The 21,411-nt window shown below is 38.1% G+C and carries 22 protein-coding genes; 13 read left to right on the top strand and 9 right to left on the bottom strand.

All coding sequences use genetic code 11. From position 1 onward, the window contains the following. Positions 1–4: 4 nt before the first annotated feature. The 8 genes from atpA to RT723_RS04360 all read left to right on the top strand — a co-directional run bounded on the left by atpA (position 5) and on the right by RT723_RS04360 (position 7,523). Positions 5–1,546, top strand: coding sequence for a F0F1 ATP synthase subunit alpha (atpA, locus tag RT723_RS04325; RefSeq protein ID WP_216055396.1), 1,542 nt, complete (start codon positions 5–7; stop codon positions 1,544–1,546). 68 nt (positions 1,547–1,614) lie between these two features. Beyond that, positions 1,615–2,478 (top strand): F0F1 ATP synthase subunit gamma, encoded by an 864-nt coding sequence (atpG, locus tag RT723_RS04330; RefSeq protein ID WP_216055395.1) that lies wholly within the window; start codon positions 1,615–1,617, stop codon positions 2,476–2,478. A gap of 27 nt (positions 2,479–2,505) precedes the next feature. Then, positions 2,506–3,888 (top strand): F0F1 ATP synthase subunit beta, encoded by a 1,383-nt coding sequence (atpD, locus tag RT723_RS04335; protein WP_315946002.1) that lies wholly within the window; start codon positions 2,506–2,508, stop codon positions 3,886–3,888. Between the two features lie 15 nt (positions 3,889–3,903). Continuing rightward, positions 3,904–4,323 (top strand): F0F1 ATP synthase subunit epsilon, encoded by a 420-nt coding sequence (locus RT723_RS04340; protein ID WP_216055393.1) that lies wholly within the window; start codon positions 3,904–3,906, stop codon positions 4,321–4,323. A 527-nt stretch (positions 4,324–4,850) separates the two neighbouring features. Continuing rightward, on the top strand, positions 4,851–5,051 hold the full coding sequence (locus RT723_RS04345) for a DUF3283 domain-containing protein (protein ID WP_216055392.1): 201 nt from the start codon (positions 4,851–4,853) through the stop codon (positions 5,049–5,051). A 70-nt stretch (positions 5,052–5,121) separates the two neighbouring features. Then, the gene (locus RT723_RS04350; protein WP_216055391.1) at positions 5,122–5,478 is read left to right on the top strand and encodes an MGMT family protein; all 357 of its coding nucleotides are present in this window, start codon (positions 5,122–5,124) and stop codon (positions 5,476–5,478) included. Between the two features lie 110 nt (positions 5,479–5,588). Continuing rightward, complete coding sequence (locus RT723_RS04355) at positions 5,589–6,977, top strand: DNA-3-methyladenine glycosylase 2 family protein (protein ID WP_315946003.1); 1,389 nt, start codon at positions 5,589–5,591, stop codon at positions 6,975–6,977. A gap of 21 nt (positions 6,978–6,998) precedes the next feature. After that, a complete protein-coding gene (locus RT723_RS04360) occupies positions 6,999–7,523 on the top strand; it encodes a methylated-DNA--[protein]-cysteine S-methyltransferase (protein WP_315946004.1) in 525 nt (174 codons plus the stop codon). Between the two features lie 21 nt (positions 7,524–7,544). On the opposite strand, the gene RT723_RS04365 is transcribed toward RT723_RS04360, so the two are convergent. The 3 genes from RT723_RS04365 to RT723_RS04375 all read right to left on the bottom strand — a co-directional run bounded on the left by RT723_RS04365 (position 7,545) and on the right by RT723_RS04375 (position 9,968). After that, positions 7,545–8,444, bottom strand: a complete 900-nt coding sequence (locus RT723_RS04365; RefSeq protein WP_315946005.1) for an AEC family transporter — start codon at positions 8,442–8,444, stop codon at positions 7,545–7,547. 19 nt (positions 8,445–8,463) lie between these two features. After that, a complete protein-coding gene (ubiA, locus tag RT723_RS04370) occupies positions 8,464–9,336 on the bottom strand; it encodes a 4-hydroxybenzoate octaprenyltransferase (protein ID WP_315946006.1) in 873 nt (290 codons plus the stop codon). A gap of 83 nt (positions 9,337–9,419) precedes the next feature. Next, positions 9,420–9,968 carry a chorismate--pyruvate lyase family protein gene (locus RT723_RS04375; protein ID WP_315946007.1) on the bottom strand — a complete coding sequence of 183 codons (549 nt, stop codon included), beginning with the start codon at positions 9,966–9,968 and terminating at the stop codon, positions 9,420–9,422. A 145-nt stretch (positions 9,969–10,113) separates the two neighbouring features. On the opposite strand from RT723_RS04375, the gene RT723_RS04380 reads away from it, so the two are divergent. Further along, complete coding sequence (locus RT723_RS04380) at positions 10,114–10,524, top strand: flagellar basal body-associated protein FliL (RefSeq protein WP_216055387.1); 411 nt, start codon at positions 10,114–10,116, stop codon at positions 10,522–10,524. 88 nt (positions 10,525–10,612) lie between these two features. On the opposite strand, the gene glpG is transcribed toward RT723_RS04380, so the two are convergent. Together glpG and glpE are read right to left on the bottom strand one after the other, a co-directional pair. Beyond that, positions 10,613–11,476 carry a rhomboid family intramembrane serine protease GlpG gene (gene glpG, locus RT723_RS04385; RefSeq protein WP_315946008.1) on the bottom strand — a complete coding sequence of 288 codons (864 nt, stop codon included), beginning with the start codon at positions 11,474–11,476 and terminating at the stop codon, positions 10,613–10,615. Next, positions 11,437–11,760 (bottom strand): thiosulfate sulfurtransferase GlpE, encoded by a 324-nt coding sequence (gene glpE, locus RT723_RS04390; RefSeq protein WP_216055384.1) that lies wholly within the window; start codon positions 11,758–11,760, stop codon positions 11,437–11,439. Before glpE ends, glpG begins: the two co-directional genes overlap by 40 nt. A gap of 287 nt (positions 11,761–12,047) precedes the next feature. Here glpE and RT723_RS04395 point away from each other — a divergent pair, with 287 nt between their 5' ends. Continuing rightward, on the top strand, positions 12,048–12,371 hold the full coding sequence (locus RT723_RS04395; RefSeq protein ID WP_216055383.1) for a helix-turn-helix domain-containing protein: 324 nt from the start codon (positions 12,048–12,050) through the stop codon (positions 12,369–12,371). A 306-nt stretch (positions 12,372–12,677) separates the two neighbouring features. Here RT723_RS04395 and leuD read toward each other — a convergent pair whose 3' ends face one another. From leuD to leuA, 4 genes are read right to left on the bottom strand one after another with little or no spacing between them, the layout of a single operon-like run. Beyond that, positions 12,678–13,283 (bottom strand): 3-isopropylmalate dehydratase small subunit, encoded by a 606-nt coding sequence (gene leuD, locus RT723_RS04400; RefSeq protein ID WP_315946009.1) that lies wholly within the window; start codon positions 13,281–13,283, stop codon positions 12,678–12,680. Positions 13,284–13,294: 11 nt separating this feature from the next. Beyond that, on the bottom strand, positions 13,295–14,704 hold the full coding sequence (gene leuC / locus RT723_RS04405) for a 3-isopropylmalate dehydratase large subunit (RefSeq protein WP_216055381.1): 1,410 nt from the start codon (positions 14,702–14,704) through the stop codon (positions 13,295–13,297). Between the two features lie 16 nt (positions 14,705–14,720). Further along, on the bottom strand, positions 14,721–15,788 hold the full coding sequence (gene leuB, locus RT723_RS04410; RefSeq protein ID WP_315946010.1) for a 3-isopropylmalate dehydrogenase: 1,068 nt from the start codon (positions 15,786–15,788) through the stop codon (positions 14,721–14,723). 44 nt (positions 15,789–15,832) lie between these two features. Next, on the bottom strand, positions 15,833–17,386 hold the full coding sequence (gene leuA, locus RT723_RS04415) for a 2-isopropylmalate synthase (protein ID WP_315946305.1): 1,554 nt from the start codon (positions 17,384–17,386) through the stop codon (positions 15,833–15,835). Positions 17,387–17,870: 484 nt separating this feature from the next. Here leuA and RT723_RS04420 point away from each other — a divergent pair, with 484 nt between their 5' ends. The 3 genes from RT723_RS04420 (at position 17,871) to RT723_RS04430 (ending at position 21,285) form a co-directional block, all read left to right on the top strand. Further along, a complete protein-coding gene (locus RT723_RS04420; RefSeq protein ID WP_428983600.1) occupies positions 17,871–20,006 on the top strand; it encodes a S9 family peptidase in 2,136 nt (711 codons plus the stop codon). A gap of 101 nt (positions 20,007–20,107) precedes the next feature. Next, positions 20,108–20,545, top strand: a complete 438-nt coding sequence (locus RT723_RS04425; protein ID WP_315946012.1) for a nucleoside deaminase — start codon at positions 20,108–20,110, stop codon at positions 20,543–20,545. Then, positions 20,542–21,285: a substrate-binding periplasmic protein gene (locus RT723_RS04430; RefSeq protein WP_315946013.1), complete on the top strand. Its 744-nt coding sequence runs from the start codon at positions 20,542–20,544 to the stop codon at positions 21,283–21,285. Before RT723_RS04425 ends, RT723_RS04430 begins: the two co-directional genes overlap by 4 nt. The last annotated feature ends 126 nt before the right edge of the window (positions 21,286–21,411 follow it).

The raw sequence follows: 21,411 nt of genomic DNA on the forward strand, positions 1-21,411 counted from the left end.
GAGCATGCAACTTAACTCAACTGAAATCGCTGAACTGATCAAGAAACGTATTGAGAAGTTTGACGTTGTCAGCGAAGCTCGTAACGAAGGTACTATCGTATCAGTAACTGATGGTATTATTCGCATCCATGGACTTGCAGCTTGTATGCAAGGTGAGATGATCGAACTTCCTGGTAGCCGTTTTGCTATCGCATTAAACCTAGAGCGCGACTCTGTAGGTGCGGTAGTAATGGGTCCATATGCGGATCTACGTGAAGGTACAAAAGTAAAATCAACTGGTCGTATTTTAGAAGTTCCAGTAGGTGAAGGTTTATTAGGCCGCGTAGTAAATACACTAGGTGAGCCAATCGATGGTAAAGGTCCAATCGACGCAGCTGGTTTTGAACCAGTTGAAAAAATTGCACCAGGCGTAATCGAACGTCAATCAGTAGATGAGCCTATTCAAACAGGTTATAAATCTGTTGATGCCATGGTTCCAGTTGGTCGTGGCCAACGTGAATTAATCATCGGTGACCGTCAAACAGGTAAAACTGCATTGGCAATTGATGCAATCATCAATCAAAAAGATTCAGGCATTAAATGTGTATACGTAGCAATTGGCCAAAAAGCCTCTACTATTGCTAACGTGGTTCGTAAGTTAGAAGAGCACGGTGCGTTAGGTAACACTATCGTTGTTGCTGCTACTGCTTCTGAATCTGCTGCACTACAATTCTTAGCGCCTTTCTCTGGTTGTACTATGGGTGAATACTTCCGTGATAACGGTCAAGACGCACTTATCGTATATGATGATTTGTCTAAGCAAGCTGTTGCTTACCGTCAAATTTCATTGCTACTTAAGCGTCCACCAGGACGTGAAGCATACCCAGGTGACGTTTTCTATCTTCACTCTCGTTTATTAGAGCGTGCTGCTCGTGTAAACGATGTTTATGTTGAACGTTACACTGAAGGTAAAGTTAAAGGCAAAACTGGTTCTTTAACAGCACTTCCAATCATTGAAACTCAAGCTGGCGACGTATCTGCGTTCGTACCGACTAACGTAATCTCGATTACAGATGGTCAGATCTTCCTTGAGTCAGACATGTTTAATGCTGGTATCCGTCCTCCTGTAAATGCAGGTATCTCGGTATCACGTGTTGGTGGTGCAGCTCAAACGAAAATTATCAAGAAACTAGGTGGTGGTATCCGTCTAGCTCTTGCGCAATACCGTGAATTAGCAGCTTTCTCTCAGTTTGCATCTGATCTAGATGACGCAACACGTGCTCAGTTAGAGCATGGTGAGCGTGTTACTGAGTTAATGAAGCAAAAACAATATGCTCCAATGTCTATTGCTGACATGGGTGTATCTTTGTTTGCTGCTGAAAAAGGTTACTTACAGGACATCGCCGTTTCTAAAGTTTTAGACTTTGAAGCAGCGCTAATCTCTTACATAAACAGCACAAATGCTGATCTTATGAAAGATATTAATGCAACTGGTAACTTCAACGGTGAAATCGAAGCAAGTTTGAAAGAAGCTATTGAGAAATTCAAAGCGACACAAACTTGGTAATTAGGTTAGGTGAGTTGTTCTTATTAAAAGAAAAACTCGCCTTCGTTGAAAGTTAATCGGAGAATCACATGTCCGGCGCAAAAGAAATAAAAGGTAAGATTGGGAGTATTAAAAATACTCAAAAAATTACCAGTGCTATGGAAATGGTTGCGGCTTCTAAAATGAAGAAAGCTCAAGACCGTATGGCGTCAAGCCGTCCATATGCACAAACGATGCGTAAAGTGATTGGTCATATTGCACGTGGTAGCCTTGAATATCGCCATCCATATTTGGAAGAGCGTGAGGTAAAACGTGTAGGCTATTTGGTCATTTCGTCTGACCGTGGTCTGTGTGGCGGCTTGAACTCTAACGAGTTTAAAGCTGTTGCTAACGACGTTGAAAAGTACTCTGAAGCAGGTGTAGAACTAGATTTTGCACTTATTGGTTCAAAAGCAGTAGGTTTCTTTAACCGTTTTGGCGGTAACGTTGTTGCAGTAAAATCAGGCTTAGGTGATGCACCATCTGTACAAGATGTAATAGGTGCAGTACGCACTATGTTAGATGCGTACAATGAAGGCAAAATTGACCGTTTGTTTGTGGTTTACAATAAATTTGTAAATACCATGACACAAACGCCAACGATCGATCAGTTATTACCTTTACCAAAGTTAGAAGAAGACAAAGACATGTCAGGTAACTGGGATTACATCTACGAACCAGACCCTAAAGTTTTATTAGAAGCTTTATTGGTTCGTTATGTGGAATCACAGGTTTATCAAGGTGTCGTTGAAAATGCAGCATCAGAACAAGCTGCGCGTATGATCGCAATGAAAGCCGCTACAGATAATGCGGGCGACATAATCAACGATTTACAATTGGTATACAACAGGTCTCGTCAGGCAGCCATTACTCAAGAAATTTCTGAGATATGTGCTGGTTCTGCTGCGGTTTAGGTTAACAAAAATTTATGAGGAAATGTCATGAGTCAAGGTAAGGTCGTACAGATCATTGGCGCAGTTGTGGACGTTGAGTTCCCACAAGATGCAGTACCTGCGGTATATGACGCAATACAAGTAACTGATGGTAACCTTGAAGGGTTAACATTAGAAGTACAACAACAACTTGGTGGTGGTATCATACGTGCAATTGCACTTGGTACAACTGACGGGTTGGCACGTGGTGCAGTAGTCGTTAGTACCGGTAAAGGTATTGAAGTTCCAGTTGGTGTTAAGACATTAGGTCGCATCATGGACGTATTGGGTAACCCAATTGACGAAGCTGGCCCTATAGGCGAAGAAGAACGTTACACGATTCACCGTGAAGCCCCTTCTTATGAAGAACAATCAAGCTCTACTGAATTATTAGAGACTGGTATCAAAGTAATCGACTTAGTTTGCCCATTTGCAAAAGGTGGTAAAGTTGGTCTATTCGGTGGTGCTGGTGTTGGTAAAACAGTAAACATGATGGAACTTATCCGTAACATCGCAATCGAGCACAGCGGCTACTCTGTATTCGCAGGTGTTGGTGAGCGTACTCGTGAGGGTAACGATTTCTACCATGAAATGAACGAATCAAACGTACTAGATAAAGTATCTCTAGTTTACGGTCAGATGAACGAGCCTCCAGGAAACCGTTTACGTGTTGCCTTGACTGGTTTAACAATGGCTGAAAAATTCCGTGACGAAGGTCGTGACGTTTTATTCTTCGTTGATAACATCTACCGTTATACACTAGCTGGTACAGAAGTTTCTGCACTACTAGGTCGTATGCCTTCAGCTGTTGGTTACCAACCGACTCTTGCTGAAGAAATGGGTGTTCTACAGGAACGTATCGCGTCTACTAAGACTGGTTCAATCACTTCAATCCAAGCGGTATACGTACCTGCGGATGACTTGACGGATCCATCACCAGCAACAACGTTTGCTCACTTAGACGCAACAGTTGTACTTTCTCGTGATATCGCATCAAAAGGTATTTACCCAGCGATCGATCCACTAGATTCATCTTCTCGTCAACTTGACCCGTTAGTAATTGGTCAAGAGCATTATGACGTAGCACGTGGTGTACAAACTGTATTACAACGTTATAAAGAGTTAAAAGACATCATCGCTATCTTGGGTATGGACGAATTATCTGAAGAAGATAAACAGACTGTATCTCGAGCTCGTAAGATTGAACGTTTCTTATCTCAACCATTCTTCGTAGCAGAAGTATTCACTGGTTCTCCAGGTAAATACGTATCGCTTAAAGACACTATTGCAGGATTTAAAGGTATTCTTAATGGTGATTACGATGATCTTCCAGAACAAATGTTCTACATGGTAGGTTCAATCGACGAAGCGGTAGAAAGAGCTAACAAATAGAATACGGAGCGTAAAATGGCTGCAATGACTGTCCACTTGGATGTAGTAAGCGCAGAACAGAAAGTATTTTCTGGTCTAGTTGAAACATTACAGGTAACAGGTAGTGAAGGTGACTTGGGTATATATCCAGGTCACGCGCCTTTACTTACCGCCATTAAACCTGGCATGGTACGCGTAGTTAAGCAATTTGGCGTAGAAGAACTTTTCTACGTTGCAGGTGGTATTTTAGAAGTACAACCTGGCGCTGTTTCTGTATTAACAGACACAGCTGTAAGAGCAGAAGACCTAGATGAAGCACAAGCATTAGCAGCACAAAAATCTGCTGAAGACGCAATTGCAAATCCTGGTGCTGACTTTGAATATGCAGAAGCAGCTATACAGCTTGCAGAAGCAGTTGCTCAATTACGTATTATCCAACAAATTCGTAAAGGCTAATTAAGCTTCCAAAGATTTGATGAGTCGACTCTTATACATCCTTGTATCGTCGACATTCCATCATCCAAAAACCCAGCTCAGGCTGGGTTTTTTTATGCCTAAATTTTATCAAATACATTATTGATAGCCGCATTTATGACGAAATAGATATCTGCTAATTGTTATCGTAGATATGATATAAAATAATTCACAAATAAGAATGATTATCATTTGCAATTAATTGAAAGGTATTATATCTTAAATATCAAGTTGGAAGACCAATAGGAAATAGCTAGGTATTGGTTCAACAAAAGCGTTGTCTCTAGGATGATATTAGGTGAGGCATCACCTTACATGGATGTAAAAGCACTTTGTTCCCCTCTCTTACTCTCTTACAGGCAGGGTATAGAGAGGTGGAGCATTCCCCTAAGAAAAAATACAAAATGGTAATATACACGAAACCATAAAATAATTTTCCATCTACTTGTTGCGTACCTGCCTTAAAGTTATGATGCACACATCTTTATTAACTTAAGTATTATAATATTGTGTCTTACAACATAGCGACAAAATCAAAACAAGAACAAGACAATATTCAATATGATTTAATGTCTTCATACTGGGCATATAAAGAAAAACGCGGGTTAATGAGCAAGCCCGAGATATTTAAGTATATCCATCAACATTTTTCTGACCCTGGGATACAAGACCATTTAATTCAGCGTTATGAATATTATAAAATGCAGTAACCGTTTTATGATGAATCATCAGTTTACAGATAATTAACTTATATATTTCTTAGTTCCACATGGAACCTAAATGCCAAATAATCCTCAGCACGAAAAAATATGGAAAGTCATTCAACTTATCCCTGAAGGTAAAGTAGCTAGTTATGGACAAGTTGCTGATTTAGCAGGTCTTCCTGGCCGTGCTCGATTGGCAGGTAAATGTTTAAGCTACGTACCAAAAGAAGGATTTAATGGTAAGTCAGTACCTTGGTTTCGTGTACTGCGCTCATCAGGTCAAATAGCCTTTGAATTAGGTTCATCATCATTTGAAGAACAAAGAGCACTATTAATGGATGAAGGTGTAATGGTAAAAGGAAGACGTATTTCAATCAAACAATATGGCTGGAAACCTGACTTAGGCGAAATTCTATTTCTGTTAGAAAATTAACAACACATCCACATACAATCATCACTTCCGTTTTCATCTAGTTTTATTTAATTGTTACGCTAAACTCAATGTTATTGATGTTACCAATAACGTTTAACTTAGAGTTCATTATGAATATTCAAGATTATCAACAAGCACGTTTATCCCGCGATCCTCGTTTTGATGGTGTGTTCTTTACAGCTGTGAAAACGACAGGGATATTTTGTCGACCCGTGTGCCCTGCTACACCACCGAAAGAACACAATGTTGAATACTTTGAAACTGCATCTGAAGCGCTTGTATCAGGTTATAGACCATGTTTAAGATGTCGGCCTGAATCAGCCCCCTTTTCCCCAGCATGGAGCGGTACGGAGACCACAGTTAAACGTGCTTTATCCATAATTCATCAAAATGGTTTTAACGGTTTAAAGTTATCAGAGTTAGCAGATAAGTTAGGTATTACTGATAGGTATTTACGTAAGTTATTTGAACAGCAATTAGGTGTTTCACCAAAAGCCTATGTGCAGCACCAACAAATACTATTTGCAAAGTCGTTATTACATCAAACTCACTTACCGATAAATCAAATTGCTTACGCTTGTGGGTTTAACAACGTCAGACGTTTTAATGACGCGTTTAAACGCATAACAACAAAAACCCCTTCTGAAATTAAAAAGCTACAAGTATCCGACGCGCCAATACGACTACAGATGAATTACCAACCTCCTTTTAACTGGCAGCACTGGCATGACTTTTCTGAGTTTAGATTAATGGATGGTATAGAAACATTAGGCAGTAGTTCTTATGGTAGAACCTTTAACTGGTTAACAGAAAAGGGATCGTATATTAAAGGTTGGTTTAATGCTGTACATAGGCCGGATAAACAAGGTTTTAATGTCAGTATTAATATTGATGATGCTAAATATTTATATCCCGTTAGTCAGAAGATAAGACAAGTATTTGATTTAAATGCCAATGTAGAGTTAATCAATTCACAAATTGTTAATGCAGGATTTCCCGATCATAATTTACAACAAGGTATTAGAATCCCAGGAAGTTGGAGTCCATTTGAAGCAGGCATCAGAGCGATATTAGGACAGCAAGTATCAGTTAAAGCGGCAACCAACTTGTTAAATACTTTGATATTGCATTTAGGTGATAAGAAAACATCAAGTAACGGCAATATGAAAACTCGTTATTGGTTTCCTACCCCAAAACAAATAGCTAAATCGGACTTGGCATTTTTGAAAATCCCTCAAGCAAGAAAAACCACCTTAATAACATTAGCAACGTGGTGTAATAAACATCCTGAGGGAGAAGTTAAAGATTGGTTAGAATTAAAAGGCATTGGACCTTGGACCGTGGAGTACGCTCAGATGCGCGGTGAAGCCAATACTGACATCTGGTTGGATTCAGACTTAGGCATCAAAAAAGCATTGGATATATTTCCAGAAATTGATGCCGAAAAAGCCAAACCTTGGCGTTCATATTTAACCTTTAATATGTGGAGCATGTTGTAATTTTTAGATACGAGATACGATATGAAAAATAAATTAGAGTTGCACCGTTATATAACAACCCCTCTAGGGGCACTTGAGATCACACTTAATATATCGGATGAAATTAAACCATGGTATCAATCGATTGTGTTTAAATCTGAATTAGAAATAATAGACTGCGTTAATGATTCTGAGCATGAGTTGTTAGATTTAGCACAAAATCAACTACAGCAATATTTTGATGGTGAAAGAACTGAATTTGGTGATTTACTTAAACATCAAAGTAATTTGGGAACACACTTTCAAAAACAATGTTGGTCAGCGTTATGTGAAATACCTTATGGGGAAACGTGGAGCTATGGTCGGCAAGCAAAACATATGAATAACCCTAAAGCAGTACGTGCAGTTGGTGCGGCTAATGGTAAAAATCCATTAGCTATCGTAGTGCCTTGTCATCGAGTTATTGGTGCCAACGGAACGTTAACTGGTTACGCAGGTGGTTTGGATAAAAAACAATGGCTGTTGGCGTTTGAAAATCAAAAAATTCAACCAGATCTAAGCTTATAACTAGGCTGTTGGATTAATAAACTACAGTAAAAAGTTGATCCAGAAAAGGTAACTCAAAGTGCAAAATATTGTAGATAGCACCACTGTAGATGCAGATATATCTTCTGCTGCTTGGTGTTTGGTTGCCATAATATAAGCCCCCACTCCAGTTGGGCTTGCCGTCAGAATAACTGCGATAAACAATTGCTCAGACGTTAGTTCAAAAACATAATGTCCAAGCAAATATACGAAAGCAGGTAGTATCATTAATTTGTAAAATGAGTTAACCAAGGCGACCTTTCGATTACCCTTAAATGGTAAGTAATACATAGCCGCACCTAAACCAAATAAAGCCAATGGAATAGCTGAAGCCGACAATGCAGTAAGAGGCTCTAATAACAATTCTGGGATATCGATCCCTAATAAATTAACGGTAAAACCACCCAAAATACTCAATACTATAGGATTTTTTCCGGCTTTTAATAAAGTATTAAAACCCGAATTATTTACAAAAACTTCCGTTAAGGTAAATAACACTGCACTATGAAAAGCAATAAGCACAAAAGCGCTTCCCGCAGCGGTAGGAGTTAATATGCTGGCAATTATAGGGATAGCAACCAATACGGTATTAGAATAAGTCGCCGCAAGAGCACTTAATGTAGAGTGGTTGTTTTTATGTTTAAGTAAGTAATGATTGAATATAAATAATACAGCAAAGCTGATTATTACCGGTATATAAAAAGTTAAAAACCATTGGGCAGAAAAGGCAATATCCAAATTAGTTTGGTAGGTGGACTTAAAAAGAAAGATAGGAACCAACAAATTAAAGCTGATGGCTGACAGGCTATCCATCTGCACCTTATTGAATAATTTAACCCTTACCGACAAATAACCTAACAAGCAGATTATGGCTAACGGTAATATAATGGTTAAGGTATTCATTTACTTAAGCTCAGCATTTTTAAAACAAAGCATATTCAATTACGAGTCCCAAAAATATCACCATACCTACATAATGATTATCCAAAAATGCGTTAAAACACGCTTTTGGTTCGCGGTGTCGACATTGCCATAATTGTCTTATAAATAGCAGTGCGCATATAACCAAACTAGAGATCACAGGCCAATGCCAGTTTAATAATAAAACGACTTTACCAATCAAAAGCAAGGTGATTATTTGTAACAAAGCTACGTTAAGTAAATCGTTTTTACCAAAAGCGATGGCTGTAGATTTGACTCCAATTTTTAAATCATCTTCCCTATCAACCATGGCATATAAAGTGTCATAGGCAACGGTCCAAGATAAGTTAGCAAAATACAGTAACCAAAGTTCGTGAGGTAAGTCGGCATTCACGGCCATAAATACCATAGGCATAGACCAACTGAATGCGGCACCTAAAACAACTTGTGGATAATGGGTGTAACGTTTCATAAAGGGGTAACAAAACGCTAATAACAAACCAACAACAGATAAGTAGATAGTTTGTATATCTAAGGTCGATACGAGTAAAAATGCGAGTATGATTAACAAAACAAATAATTGTAACGCCTCAGTGGAACTGACTTTACCAGACGGTATCGGTCTTTGATGGGTTCTTGTTACATCACCGTCAATATGACGATCTGCATAGTCATTTATTACGCAACCTGCTGCCCGCATAACAACTGTCCCGGCAAGAAATACAATTAAGTAGTGCCATAAAGGAAATCCATCTGACGCGATCCAGAGAGCCCAAAGCGTTGGCCACATGAGTAAATAGATACCTATCGGCTTATCCATACGCATTAACTGAATATAAGAAGCAAAGTTAGACGGTTTTAACAATAGTCGCATTAAGGTCAATTCTCTTTTTAAAAGCGTGGTTATTTTAACTATCTGATTGGGTATTGAATACTGTTTCTATATAGGTTGAGTATTTAATTAAATAGCGCCGGTAAAAAACATTCACATACTAACAAAGGTTTGCCATTTAAATGAAATATCGAACGGCGTATGTAACAGGTTCTTTTAATGGGTTGTTGTAACTGCTGTTCAATGAATTGACCTAGTTGACTATTCGGTTCAACCACGGCAAATTCAATATTACTTCGAATTGCTTGGGGTGATTGAAACAGAACTTGCCCAAGTGATTGGTTACCTAATTCACTTAACATTGATTCAGTCCCGGTAACACTGGAATCAGGCATGATAGTCTGCGCATATACTAAAGGGATATTACCTTGTTTTAGTAACACTTCTCGGTATAAAGCCGAGTTATCCGTTACCGCTAATAATGACTGTATTTCTGACGAAACAGGCCGATTTACTTGGTTGAGTAAATCAACGGAAAAGGCAATGCCCAACTCTTTAATTTTAACGGTGAGCGAACTATCCGAACAGATCCAACTTTCAGCGTCAGAATGGTTAATGCTTTGCTCTTTTTGGTCGCTAGAGTACCAAAGGTTTGGAAGATTAATTGGAAACAATTGAATTACCACATTATTTAACTAGAGGTATGTTAACAAGCTCAATAAAAAAGATCTTGTTAGTTTTAAATTAAGGGTGGTAGTTAATAAATAAACCTCTAAAATTAACCACTCATATTGGATTAAGCTTTTATAGGATCAGGAAATGATAAAACGTTTTTTTAACGCATTAGTATTAATAGGCTTGTTCACAAGTTTACAAGTGAACGCAGACGTCGCGATTAAAAAAGATAACGTTGGCTATTACGGCTTTGAACCAGACATTATTACTAATTACGTAAGTTCAAATGCGAAAAAAATTGGCTTTGTACGTATTACGGCGGAGTTAATGGTAGAAGATGTTAGTTATGTTGCCATCATAGAACACCACAGTCCGTTATTACGTGATGCCATAATTGACGTGTTACTGCGTCAACCGGAACAAAAAATAAAATCAATGACAGGCCGAGAAGAAATTCGAGTTTTGATACTTGATAGATTAAAAGAATTAATGGAAAAAGAGACAGGAAAAAAATTAGTTAGAGATATTTTATTCACTAAATATTTATACCATTAATTAGGCAATAGAGGAAAACGACTTTACACCGTATACAAGTTTTCCTCTTTGAATCACCATTTCAAACGTTCTCAATTTAAACAGATAGTTAACGCTTCTTTAACGTCATTATTTGAGCAATTAGTAAACCGGCAAGCAAACCAAACAAATGTGCCCAATTGGCCATGTTTATTGGCAACAAATCAACAAAACCCAACCCCATCCAAATTAACAAAAAGATAAAGATATTATTAGGTAAAAATACTTCACTGTTGGGTCTATTTCTACCATACAACCAAGTAAATCCCATCAATGCGTAAACAACACCAGAAATACCGGCGAAGTTATTACTGACTATTAATGATTGTGCGGAATTAGAAAATAATGCACTGAAGAGTGTGAGGTTGATCAATACATAAATACCAAACGACTTCTCTATTTTACCAGCTAAGTACCACCACCAAGTTATATTAAACACTAAGTGTAATGTGTCTAAGTGCATCAACATTGGGGTGATTAAACGATAAGGCTGATAAAAATCCCAGCTAAAACTAAGTGCGTTAAATATAACTGGAAAATAACCAATGTAAGATGCGATATATATGCTTATGCAAATTAGTGTGACTAACTTAGTTAACCAACCGGTACTGTTCCAAATTTTACTCAAACCTAAATTAGTATTGGAACTAGCGTTAGCAAAAGCGATAGTTTGTTGTGGGTTATTCACTTGCCAAGAAGCTTCTAAAAACTTAGCTTGATTTGGATTGTGAATAAATTCATCAAATAAGGCTTGGCTTTGGTGGTATTGCTCAGGATCAACAGAAATAACAAATCGGTTATCTGATTTATCTACATTATGTCTTATATGTTTAACACTTAAGTAGTCTGAAAAGGCTTGGCAAGCACGTTTATTGCCAAGCTCGCCAAGAACTATCATTGTGGGGATGTGATAAACGGGTAGTTTAGTTTCCACATTTCAAAACCGCCATCAACACTATAAACTTCATCAAAACCTTCGTGCACTAGATATTGTGCGGCACCTTGACTGCTATTGCCGTGGTAACAAAATACTAATATAGGCGTTTCATAATCATACTTTTGTACAAACGAAGACATACTTGCGTTGCTTAAATGAAATGCGTTTTCAACATGGCCATTAGCAAATGATTGATCATCTCTAATATCGGCAATGACAACATGCCCAGCTTCAATTAATTTATGCGCTTGCGCTACACTAATACGTTTAAAATCAGTCATGCAGTTTCTCTTTTTATTTATATATCGTGATAATAGCTAATTTTGTGCATAGAGTTAAACATCATTTTAGATCTAACTTACGTTACTGTGTATTTAAACTTACTTTATTGACTCAAATAGCTAATTTTGCATTAAAAACGAATGGTTGAACCAACCTATGATACTTACGTTTGTGTTTTGAGTTACAATAAGAAATACAGATTGCGGACTTTATCCCAACTATTAAACAGTGTAGTTAAGAGCTTGTCTTTTTTCGCCGCGCCAACTCCCCAAAAGGACAAGTAATAATGAAACCTTATTCTAACATTGCTGAATTAATCGAATCATTAGAAGATGAAATTCAAGATATTAATGCAGAAATAGCTACTCTAAAGAAAAAGCCGAATAGTTTTAACGAACGCATTCTTTTTAAATATATAGATACTGGCAGTACCGGCAAAGCTAAAGAGTTTGTTAGAGCTCAAGGTGTAATGTCTGACCGTGGTTCTCTATTCTCCTCTGGTGATGTTAGCCGTTTAATTAAAGATGGCGCAGGTGATGTATCGCCTGCTTTATTAGCGATAGCACGTAAAGTGGTTCATATGAAAAAGAAAAGTGGATCTAATCGTTAAGGTTTAGTGCTGGTGGAGTTATTGGGTTGTGTTCACTGACCCGATACCCTCTTTGCACACGAAGCTAAAACAACAGTCAAAACTTGCACATTAAGCTAATACATCAGGGGATTATGGGCTTTCTGAGTTGTTTGAACTGGCGGTACACCCTCATTGGCCATCCATGGCCATCGGGTGTTGGGCAATCCTTTGCCCAAAAAAAACCGCTACATATTATGTAGCGGCGATACGGTTGCACAGGAACAAAAACTGGTTCAAATTAATTTGCAATGAGTAAATAAAATTGCAAAGTAATTGAAAAACTATTTACTGCCAAGGGCGTGCTTCTGTTAATTGATCTTCAAACGCTTCAATTTCTTTTGAAAACTGTTCAGTCACACCAATAAAGTCCAAGTTTTTTAATAGTCTTTCTCTAACATCTTCCACTATTTCAAACTCTATAGGGGCTTCACCCTCAATCAGAATCTTTTGGCCTTTTAAGTCTATAGCCAAATTAACTTGTTCTTGAGTCTGGCACAGGTTGAACAATTTATCGACCATTTGCTCAGAAACTTTTGCAGGTAAAATTTGGTTATTTATGCAGTTATTATAAAATATATCTGCAAAGCTTGGGGCAATAACAATTTGGAAGCCATATTGTTTTAATGCCCATGGCGCATGTTCGCGACTTGAGCCACAACCAAAGTTTTTACGTGTTAATAAAACACTCGCCCCTTGGTATTGTGGAAAGTTTAAAACAAACTCTGGATTTGGTTGGTCATTATCTAGATAACGCCAATCATAAAACAAGGCTTTATCAAATCCACTGCGTTCAACTGAGGTTAAAAACTGTTTTGGAATGATCTGATCGGTATCAACATTGTTTTTATCTAATGGGCAAACTAAACCCTGATGAAAAATTGCATCTGACATTTTGTTACCCCTTATGCTTTTCTAATATCGACAAAGTGACCATGAATAGCAGCCGCTGCAGCCATCGCTGGGCTAACTAAATGAGTACGACCACCACGGCCTTGGCGGCCTTCAAAGTTACGGTTAGAAGTTGATGCACATCTATCACCAGGTTCCAATCGGTCGTCGTTCATTGCCAAACACATTGAACAACCCGGTTCACGCCATTCAAAACCTGCTTGTTTAAATATTTCATCTAAACCTTCTTGTTCTGCTTGAACTTTAACTCGAACCGAACCTGGTACTACTAATGCTCTAACGCCATCAGCAACTGTTTTTCCTTTAGCTATTTCTGCAGCTGCACGCATGTCTTCAATACGTGAGTTGGTACAAGAACCAATAAAAACGGTATTAACGTGAATATCAGTAATAGCTTGGTCAGCCTCTAAGCCCATATAAGCAATCGCACGGCGAATCGCATCTGCTTTTACCGAGTCATTTTCATGAGCTGGGTTTGGCACTTTAGCATCAACACTTATAACTTGTTCTGGGCTAGTGCCCCAAGTTACCTTTGGAATGATATTGTCTGTGTGTAAAGTGATTGTATGATCAAACACTGCATCATCGTCGGTTTTTAATGTTTTCCAGTAAGCAACGGCATCATCAAAGTCAGAGCGTTCAGCTGTGTTCTTTGGTGCGTAATCTTTGCCTTCAACATAATCAAAAGTTACTTGATCCGGAGCCACTAAGCCTGCTTTAGCACCCATTTCAATAGCCATATTACATAAGGTCATGCGGCCTTCCATTGATAATTCTTCAATGGCTTGTCCACAAAACTCAGCGACGTAACCTGTGCCACCAGCAGTGCCTAAAATTTCTATTACCGCAAGGATCACATCTTTAGCAGTTATGTCTGGGCGTAATGGACCATTAACTTCAATTTTTAATGTTTTCGCTTTTTTCTGTTGTAACGTTTGAGTAGCTAAAACATGTTCAACTTCCGAAGTACCAATACCAAATGCTAAGGCACCAAACGCACCATGAGTGGCGGTATGTGAATCACCACAAACTATTGTGTGGCCTGGTAATGTTATGCCTAGCTCTGGCCCAATAACATGAACAATACCTTGGTTTTCATGGTTTAAATCAAATAAAGTTACACCAAATTCTTTACAGTTTTTCGCTAGCGCTTCCAATTGCTTACGAGAAGTTTCACCAGCGGCTTCAAATGAACGTACTTGTGTTGAAACATTATGATCCATAGTGGCAAATGTTTTATCTAATCGATGTACTGGACGATTCTTTTCGCGTAAACCGGCAAAGGCCTGTGGAGATGTAACTTCATGTACTAAGTGGCGATCGATGTAAATTAAATTGGTATCACCCGATAATTCTGCGACAAAATGTGCGTCCCAGATTTTTTCATATAATGTTTGTGCCATTTTCATTCCCACACTTTTATTTAATTGCTTGCGCGATGGCTTGTGCTACTTGTTCCGTACTGAAACTTTCACTACCTTGGGCGATATCACCCGTTACTGTTCCTTGTGCAATAACATCGGCTATTGCTTGGTCTATTGCGTTAGCTGCATCTTGCTGACCCAAACTGTAACGTAACATCAAGGCTGCACTTAATATTTGAGCAATAGGATTAGCAATACCTTTACCGGCAATATCAGGTGCCGAACCACCAGCGGGCTCGTACAAACCAAAACCTTGTTCATTTAAGCTCGCAGATGGTAACAAGCCCATAGAACCTGTGATCATTGCGCACTCGTCTGACAATATGTCACCAAATAGGTTGTCACATAATAAAACATCAAACTGACTTGGGTCTTTTATTAGCTGCATTGTCGCGTTATCAATATAGATGTGCTCCAATTCAACGTCAGGGTAACCTTTAGCTACTTCGTTAACGGTCTCACGCCACAAAATAGAAGTTTGTAATACATTGGCCTTATCAACTGACGTAACCTTGTTACGACGTTTCTGTGCGGCTTCAAAACCAAGTTTTGCTATACGAGTAATTTCACTTTTAGAATAACGTTGGGTATCAAAAGCAGAATCACCTTCACGCCCTTTCTCACCAAAATAAATACCACCAGTTAATTCACGCATTACTAAAACATCAAAGCCTTTTGCACTGATGTCTGCTCGTAATGGACACATGGCCGATAATGCAGGTACTAAAGCAGCTGGACGCATATTACAAAACAGAGAAAAGTGTTTACGTAAAGGTAATAGTGCACCGCGCTCAGGTTGGTCATTAGGCGCTAGATTTTCCCATTTAGGGCCGCCAACAGAACCAAATAAAATAGCATCTGATTGTTCACATACATTTAATGTACTTGCTGGTAAAGGACTGCCATGATTATCAATCGCAATACCGCCAACATCAGCGTGGGTGTAGTTTAATTTAAAATTGTACTTTTTCTGTACCACATCTAAAACTGTTATTGCAGCAGCCATGACTTCAGGACCAATACCATCACCGGATAAAACTGCAATTTTGTATTCGTTACTCATTGTTATTCATTTCCCAATATATTGTGTATTTCTGACTTCTTATTTTAGATGCCTTGATGTTTCTCTTTAATGTCTTCCACTTGTTGTGCTCTGTGGATTAAATTTAAAACGTGGATATAAGCTTTAACGCCTGCATGGATAATATCTGTGGCTAAACCGGTACCGTGGAAGTTACGTCCCTTACATTTAGCAATGATATCGACTTGACCAATAGCGTCTGCCCCTTCACCTTTTGAATTTAATTTAAAATCAATAATATCCAAATCAACCTTGGTCATTTGTTTTAACGCTTTATAAGCCGCTTCAATTGGACCATTTCCCGTCTCAGCCTTAAATACCACTTCTGTACCACCAATGGTGATGCCAACGGTTGCGGTATTGACTGGAAGATTACTGGACAAACCTTGTAATGAGTTTAATTTGTAATAATCAGACTCTTCTTCAAGTTGCTGATTAAATACAATGGCTTCCAAATCGTAATCATGCACTTGGCCTTTTTTATCTGCCAATAACAAAAACGCATCGTAAATATCGTTTAAGTTGTAATCTTTATCGGAATAGCCCATTTCTGTCATACGATGTTGAATAACATGACGACCAGAACGAGACGTTAAGTTCAACTCATTGCTTTGCATACCAATGTGTTCAGGCTTCATGATCTCATAAGTATTTTGCGCTTTTAAAATACCATCTTGGTGAATACCAGAAGAATGAGCAAAGGCATTTGCTCCCACAATCGCTTTGTTTTGTTGTACTGGCATATTACAAAGCTGACTAACTAATTTAGAGGTACGGAAGATCTCTTCTGATTTAATGTTGGTTGTCACGCCAAAACGCTCTTTACGTGTTTGCATGATCATGGCGACTTCTTCTAATGCACAGTTACCGGCACGTTCGCCAATACCATTTACGGTACATTCTATTTGTCTAGCACCAGCTTGAACGGCGGCAATACTGTTAGCGACTGCTAAACCTAAGTCGTTATGACAATGAACAGAAATAATAGCTTTGTCGATATTTGGTACTTGTTGTTTGATGCCTGCAATAATTTCAGCAAACTCTGTCGGTTCTGTATATCCTACGGTATCTGGGATATTAATCGTGGTTGCACCGGCATCAATAGCTCGTTCAATGACATAAGCTAAGTCAGCAACCGGAGTACGCCCTGCATCTTCACAAGAAAACTCAACATCGTCAGTGTAAGTTTTGGCTAATTTAATGGCTTTAACCGCCATGTCGGTGGCTTGTTCTAACGTTTTTTGTAACTTATGTTCCAAATGAATAGGAGAAGTGGCAATAAAAGTATGAATACGGCGTTTTTCAGCTGGGGCTAATGCTTCACCACAAGCAATGATGTCCTTTTCCATGGCACGAGCTAATCCACAAATTATTGGCCCTTTTACTTGTTCAGCAATGGACTTAACGGCATCAAAATCCCCAGGGGAAGAAACAGGAAAACCAACTTCCATTACATCTACACCTAACTTAGCGATAGCATGAGCAATTTGTAGTTTTTCTCGTTTGCTTAAGCTGGCACGTAACGCTTGTTCACCATCACGTAAAGTGGTGTCAAAAATGACAACGTTATCTTGATTCATATTTTGCATATTCCTTTCTCCTGTAACCCAAACATAAGCTAACAGGGTAAAAAAAAACCCCGCTAGTTGAGCGGGGTTTTATTGATACTAATTAAATTTTAGTCAACCAAAACAAACCCGCGCACAGTTAAAAGCAGCAGGTTGAGTAATAAAACAATTGATGTGGTGAATAAATTTGCCATTTATGTAAATAAATATTCCGATTGACTTGCCTTATTTTTTAACATCCATAGAAATGGAGTGCAAGCTCTAATTGTTAAAACCTAGATTCTTTTCGTTATTTGTTATTCAAAATTGCAAAAATAGAGTAATTTATAATTATAAGCTCCATCGGCTGAAATTGTTTCAAGCATTAGTTACCTATAACTCACGTTTAATTTAAGCCGTTTTTTAAAGGAGTAAATGACAGTATTTAAATTTTTATAGTAAAAGGATGTTAGCAATGGCTAAGTTGAACTACGCATTTAGATTTGCAAAAAGTGGGATGATGGTTTCGTTTATCTCTCTAATTATCTCAGGTTGTGCCCCATCAAATAAAGCGACAGAAAATATGACATCGGAAACAATTAAAGCTCCAGTAGCAAAGAAAGTCCCGTATGAAATGATCCAACATGGACATAAACGAATAGATAACTACTATTGGATGCGTGACGACACTCGTGAAGACAAAGAAATATTGGCGCATTTAGCAGCAGAAAACAATTATGTAGATGCGCAAATGGCCCACACTCAACCACTGCAAGATACTTTATTCACCGAAATGACAGGTCGTCTTAAAAAAGACGATGCGAGCGTGCCATATGAGAAACGTGGATATTGGTGGTATAACCGTTATGAGGGTGACAATGAATATGCTATTTATGCTCGTAAAAAGTCATCACTTAAAAATACAGAAGAAGTTATTTTAGATGCTAATGTTTTAGCTGAAGGTCACGAATATTTCAGTTTAGATAGTGTCGCGGTTAGCACGAATAATAACCTTTTAGCTTATTCTACAGATACAGAAAGTAGACGCTTATACACCATTGAGTTTAAAGATTTAACAACCGGTGAATTATACCAAGATAAACTGGTTAACACCTCGGGTAGCATTGTTTGGGCAAACGATAATAAAACGGTTTTTTATATTAAAAAGGATGTGCAAACTTTATTAGGTTATCAAGTATTCCGTCATACGCTGGGCACAAGCCAAGAACAGGACAAGTTAGTTTATCAAGAAAACGACACTACGTTTTACACAGACATAGGTAAAACTCGTGATAATAAAACTATCTACATAAACCATGACTCAACATTAACGACGGGAGTATCTGTTATTTCAGCAGACATGCCAAATGCTGAGTTTAAACTGATAACTCCTATTACTACAGGTCATGAATATGACTTTGATCAACACAATGACTGGTATTACATACGTACCAACAAAGACGCTCAAAACTTTAAGCTGGTTAAAGTAAAGCGTAAAGACAGTGCCGATATCAGCAAATGGCAGGACGTGATACCACACAGAGAAAATGTGTACTTCGAGGATTTTATAGTTTTTGAAAACCACTTAGTATTAGAAGAAAAAGAGAACGGCAATACTCAAATTCGAGTGATTAATTTAACTACTAATGAAGTGACATCATTACCATTTAATGATGCGGCTTATGTTGCAACATTTGATACCAATCCAACCTCAGACACTGGCAAACTACGTTATTACTATAGTTCGTTAACTACTCCTGGCGCTGTTATGGAAGTAGATTTAAATACTTTTAGTAGTAAAACGTTAAAACAAGATGAAGTGTTGGGGAAGTTTGATTCAAATTGGTATCAAAGTGAGCGTGTTTTTGTCACTGCCCGCGATGGTAAAAAAGTACCAGTTTCTATTGTTTATCGTAAAGATAAGTTCAAAAAAGACGGGACTAACCCTCTGTATCAATATGCTTATGGCTCTTACGGTATAATCGTAGAACCATACTTTTCAGCATCTAGATTATCCTTGTTAGACCGCGGATTTATTTTTGCTATTGCACATATCCGTGGTGGACAAATGTTAGGCCGTTCGTGGTATGAAGACGGTAAAATGTTTAATAAAATTAATACATACACTGACTTTATTGATGTAACTAAGTCATTAACTGAGCAAAAGTATGGGGCTGAAGATAAAGTCTTTGCTATTGGTGGTAGTGCTGGTGGTTTATTAATGGGGGCCATTATAAATATGGAACCTGACTTATATCGTGGAGTAGCGGCACATGTTCCATTTGTTGATGTAGTTACCACTATGTCTGACGCTAGTATTCCGTTAACTACCGGTGAGTACGATGAATGGGGTAACCCAGCCAACAAAGATTCATACGAATACATGTTGTCCTATTCACCTTATGATCAAGTGAAAGCACAGGACTATCCAAACCTATTAGTCACCACAGGATTGCATGATTCACAGGTGCAGTATTTTGAGCCTATGAAATGGGTAGCAAAGTTACGTGACATGAAAACTAATGATAATAAATTGTACTTCCAAACTAATATGGATGCGGGTCATGGTGGCGCGTCAGGACGCTTCCGCCGTTATAAAGAACGCGCATTAGAATACGCTTTCTTTATGGACTTAGTTGGTATTAATAAATAGCGCCCAGTATATTTAAATTTAGTTTAAGGAATAGGCGTATCGACAGACGCCTATTTTTTGCTAAATTTAGAAATGAATTTAACTTATATAAGGTGGTGCTGGTGGATAAATTTATGCAAGCAGCGATTGATGAAGCCAAATTAGGCTTGGCTGAAGGTGGTATACCTATCGGATCGGTATTAGTTCATGATGGGATAATTATCGGTCGGGGCCACAATCGCAGAGTGCAAACCGGCAGTCCTACTTTACATGGTGAAATGGATGCATTAGAAAACGCTGGGCGTCAGCCAGCTCGTGTTTATCGTCAAAGTGTTATCTATACCACATTGTCACCTTGCTCTATGTGTACCGGTGCTATTTTGCTTTATGGCATACCTAAAGTAGTGATTGGAGAAAATCACAGCTTTATGGGGGAAGAAGAACTCCTTAAGTCCAAAGGCGTTGATATTCAATTAGTTAATTCAGCCGAATGTAAACAAATGATGAATGAATTTATAACAAATAAGCCTGACCTGTGGAATGAGGACATAGGAGAGTGAAGTTTTATACATTATTGATTACTGTTATTTTTATTATCAATGCATGGGCGGTTGAGGTAGTTAAAGTCGGCGTATATGACTTTCCTCCTTATGTTTTTGTGGGTGAGGAAGCGACAGGTATTGCCATCGATATAATAAATGAAATGAACCGTATTCAAGATGAGTATGAATTTGTGGCTGTACCAACAACGGCAAAACGTCGTTATAGCGATTTTGAAAAAAACAAATTTGATTTAATTCTGTTTGAAAATAAACAATGGGGGTGGCAATCATACCCTGTTGTTGCATCCCAAGTTTTTGGAAGTAGTTATGAGGTATATGTAACTAAAGCTGAAACGGGTAAAACCCAAGCGTATTTTTCAAATTTTAGCGACAAGGCGATGATCGGGGTATTAGGTTACCATTACCAATTTACTGGGATGCAGGCGCAGAGTGAAGATAAGTTAAATGTTTTTCTAACCAATAGTCAAAAAAATAGCCTAGGTTTAATATTAAACGACCGTGGTGATATCACGGTTTTATCTATGGAATATTTAAACTATCACTTCACTCACTATCCAGATGATAAAAATAAACTGTTAATATCCGACAAGTTTGATCAAATTTATCAACACACTATGTTAGTTCGTCGTGATAACAGACTTACCGTTAAATACATAAATACCTTAATTGATAACATGAAAACAAAAGGCGCATTAAGGTTCATTTGGCAAAGTTATGGCCTTGATGACCCCAATTAATACGTATCGAGTTCGCAACATTACCAGATAAAGCTTTTGCGGTAGATGCACCAAGGTAATTTATTGTTATCATATTATTCAATTTATCCAATATTGGGTTATTCCAATTTAACGCTAAGATAAACA

This window comes from Psychrosphaera aquimarina, assembly GCF_032461525.1.
Taxonomy (GTDB): domain Bacteria; phylum Pseudomonadota; class Gammaproteobacteria; order Enterobacterales; family Alteromonadaceae; genus Psychrosphaera; species Psychrosphaera aquimarina.

Coding starts and splice junctions, on each gene's coding strand:
- atpA (WP_216055396.1), top strand. CDS start 5: ATGCAACTTAACTCAACTGAAATCGCTGAACTGATCAAGAAACGTATT.
- atpG (WP_216055395.1), top strand. CDS start 1,615: ATGTCCGGCGCAAAAGAAATAAAAGGTAAGATTGGGAGTATTAAAAAT.
- atpD (WP_315946002.1), top strand. CDS start 2,506: ATGAGTCAAGGTAAGGTCGTACAGATCATTGGCGCAGTTGTGGACGTT.
- RT723_RS04340 (WP_216055393.1), top strand. CDS start 3,904: ATGGCTGCAATGACTGTCCACTTGGATGTAGTAAGCGCAGAACAGAAA.
- RT723_RS04350 (WP_216055391.1), top strand. CDS start 5,122: ATGCCAAATAATCCTCAGCACGAAAAAATATGGAAAGTCATTCAACTT.
- RT723_RS04355 (WP_315946003.1), top strand. CDS start 5,589: ATGAATATTCAAGATTATCAACAAGCACGTTTATCCCGCGATCCTCGT.
- RT723_RS04360 (WP_315946004.1), top strand. CDS start 6,999: ATGAAAAATAAATTAGAGTTGCACCGTTATATAACAACCCCTCTAGGG.
- RT723_RS04365 (WP_315946005.1), bottom strand. CDS start 8,444: ATGAATACCTTAACCATTATATTACCGTTAGCCATAATCTGCTTGTTA.
- ubiA (WP_315946006.1), bottom strand. CDS start 9,336: ATGCGACTATTGTTAAAACCGTCTAACTTTGCTTCTTATATTCAGTTA.
- RT723_RS04380 (WP_216055387.1), top strand. CDS start 10,114: ATGATAAAACGTTTTTTTAACGCATTAGTATTAATAGGCTTGTTCACA.
- glpE (WP_216055384.1), bottom strand. CDS start 11,760: ATGACTGATTTTAAACGTATTAGTGTAGCGCAAGCGCATAAATTAATT.
- RT723_RS04395 (WP_216055383.1), top strand. CDS start 12,048: ATGAAACCTTATTCTAACATTGCTGAATTAATCGAATCATTAGAAGAT.
- leuD (WP_315946009.1), bottom strand. CDS start 13,283: ATGTCAGATGCAATTTTTCATCAGGGTTTAGTTTGCCCATTAGATAAA.
- leuC (WP_216055381.1), bottom strand. CDS start 14,704: ATGGCACAAACATTATATGAAAAAATCTGGGACGCACATTTTGTCGCA.
- leuB (WP_315946010.1), bottom strand. CDS start 15,788: ATGAGTAACGAATACAAAATTGCAGTTTTATCCGGTGATGGTATTGGT.
- leuA (WP_315946305.1), bottom strand. CDS start 17,386: ATGAATCAAGATAACGTTGTCATTTTTGACACCACTTTACGTGATGGT.
- RT723_RS04420 (WP_428983600.1), top strand. CDS start 17,871: ATGATGGTTTCGTTTATCTCTCTAATTATCTCAGGTTGTGCCCCATCA.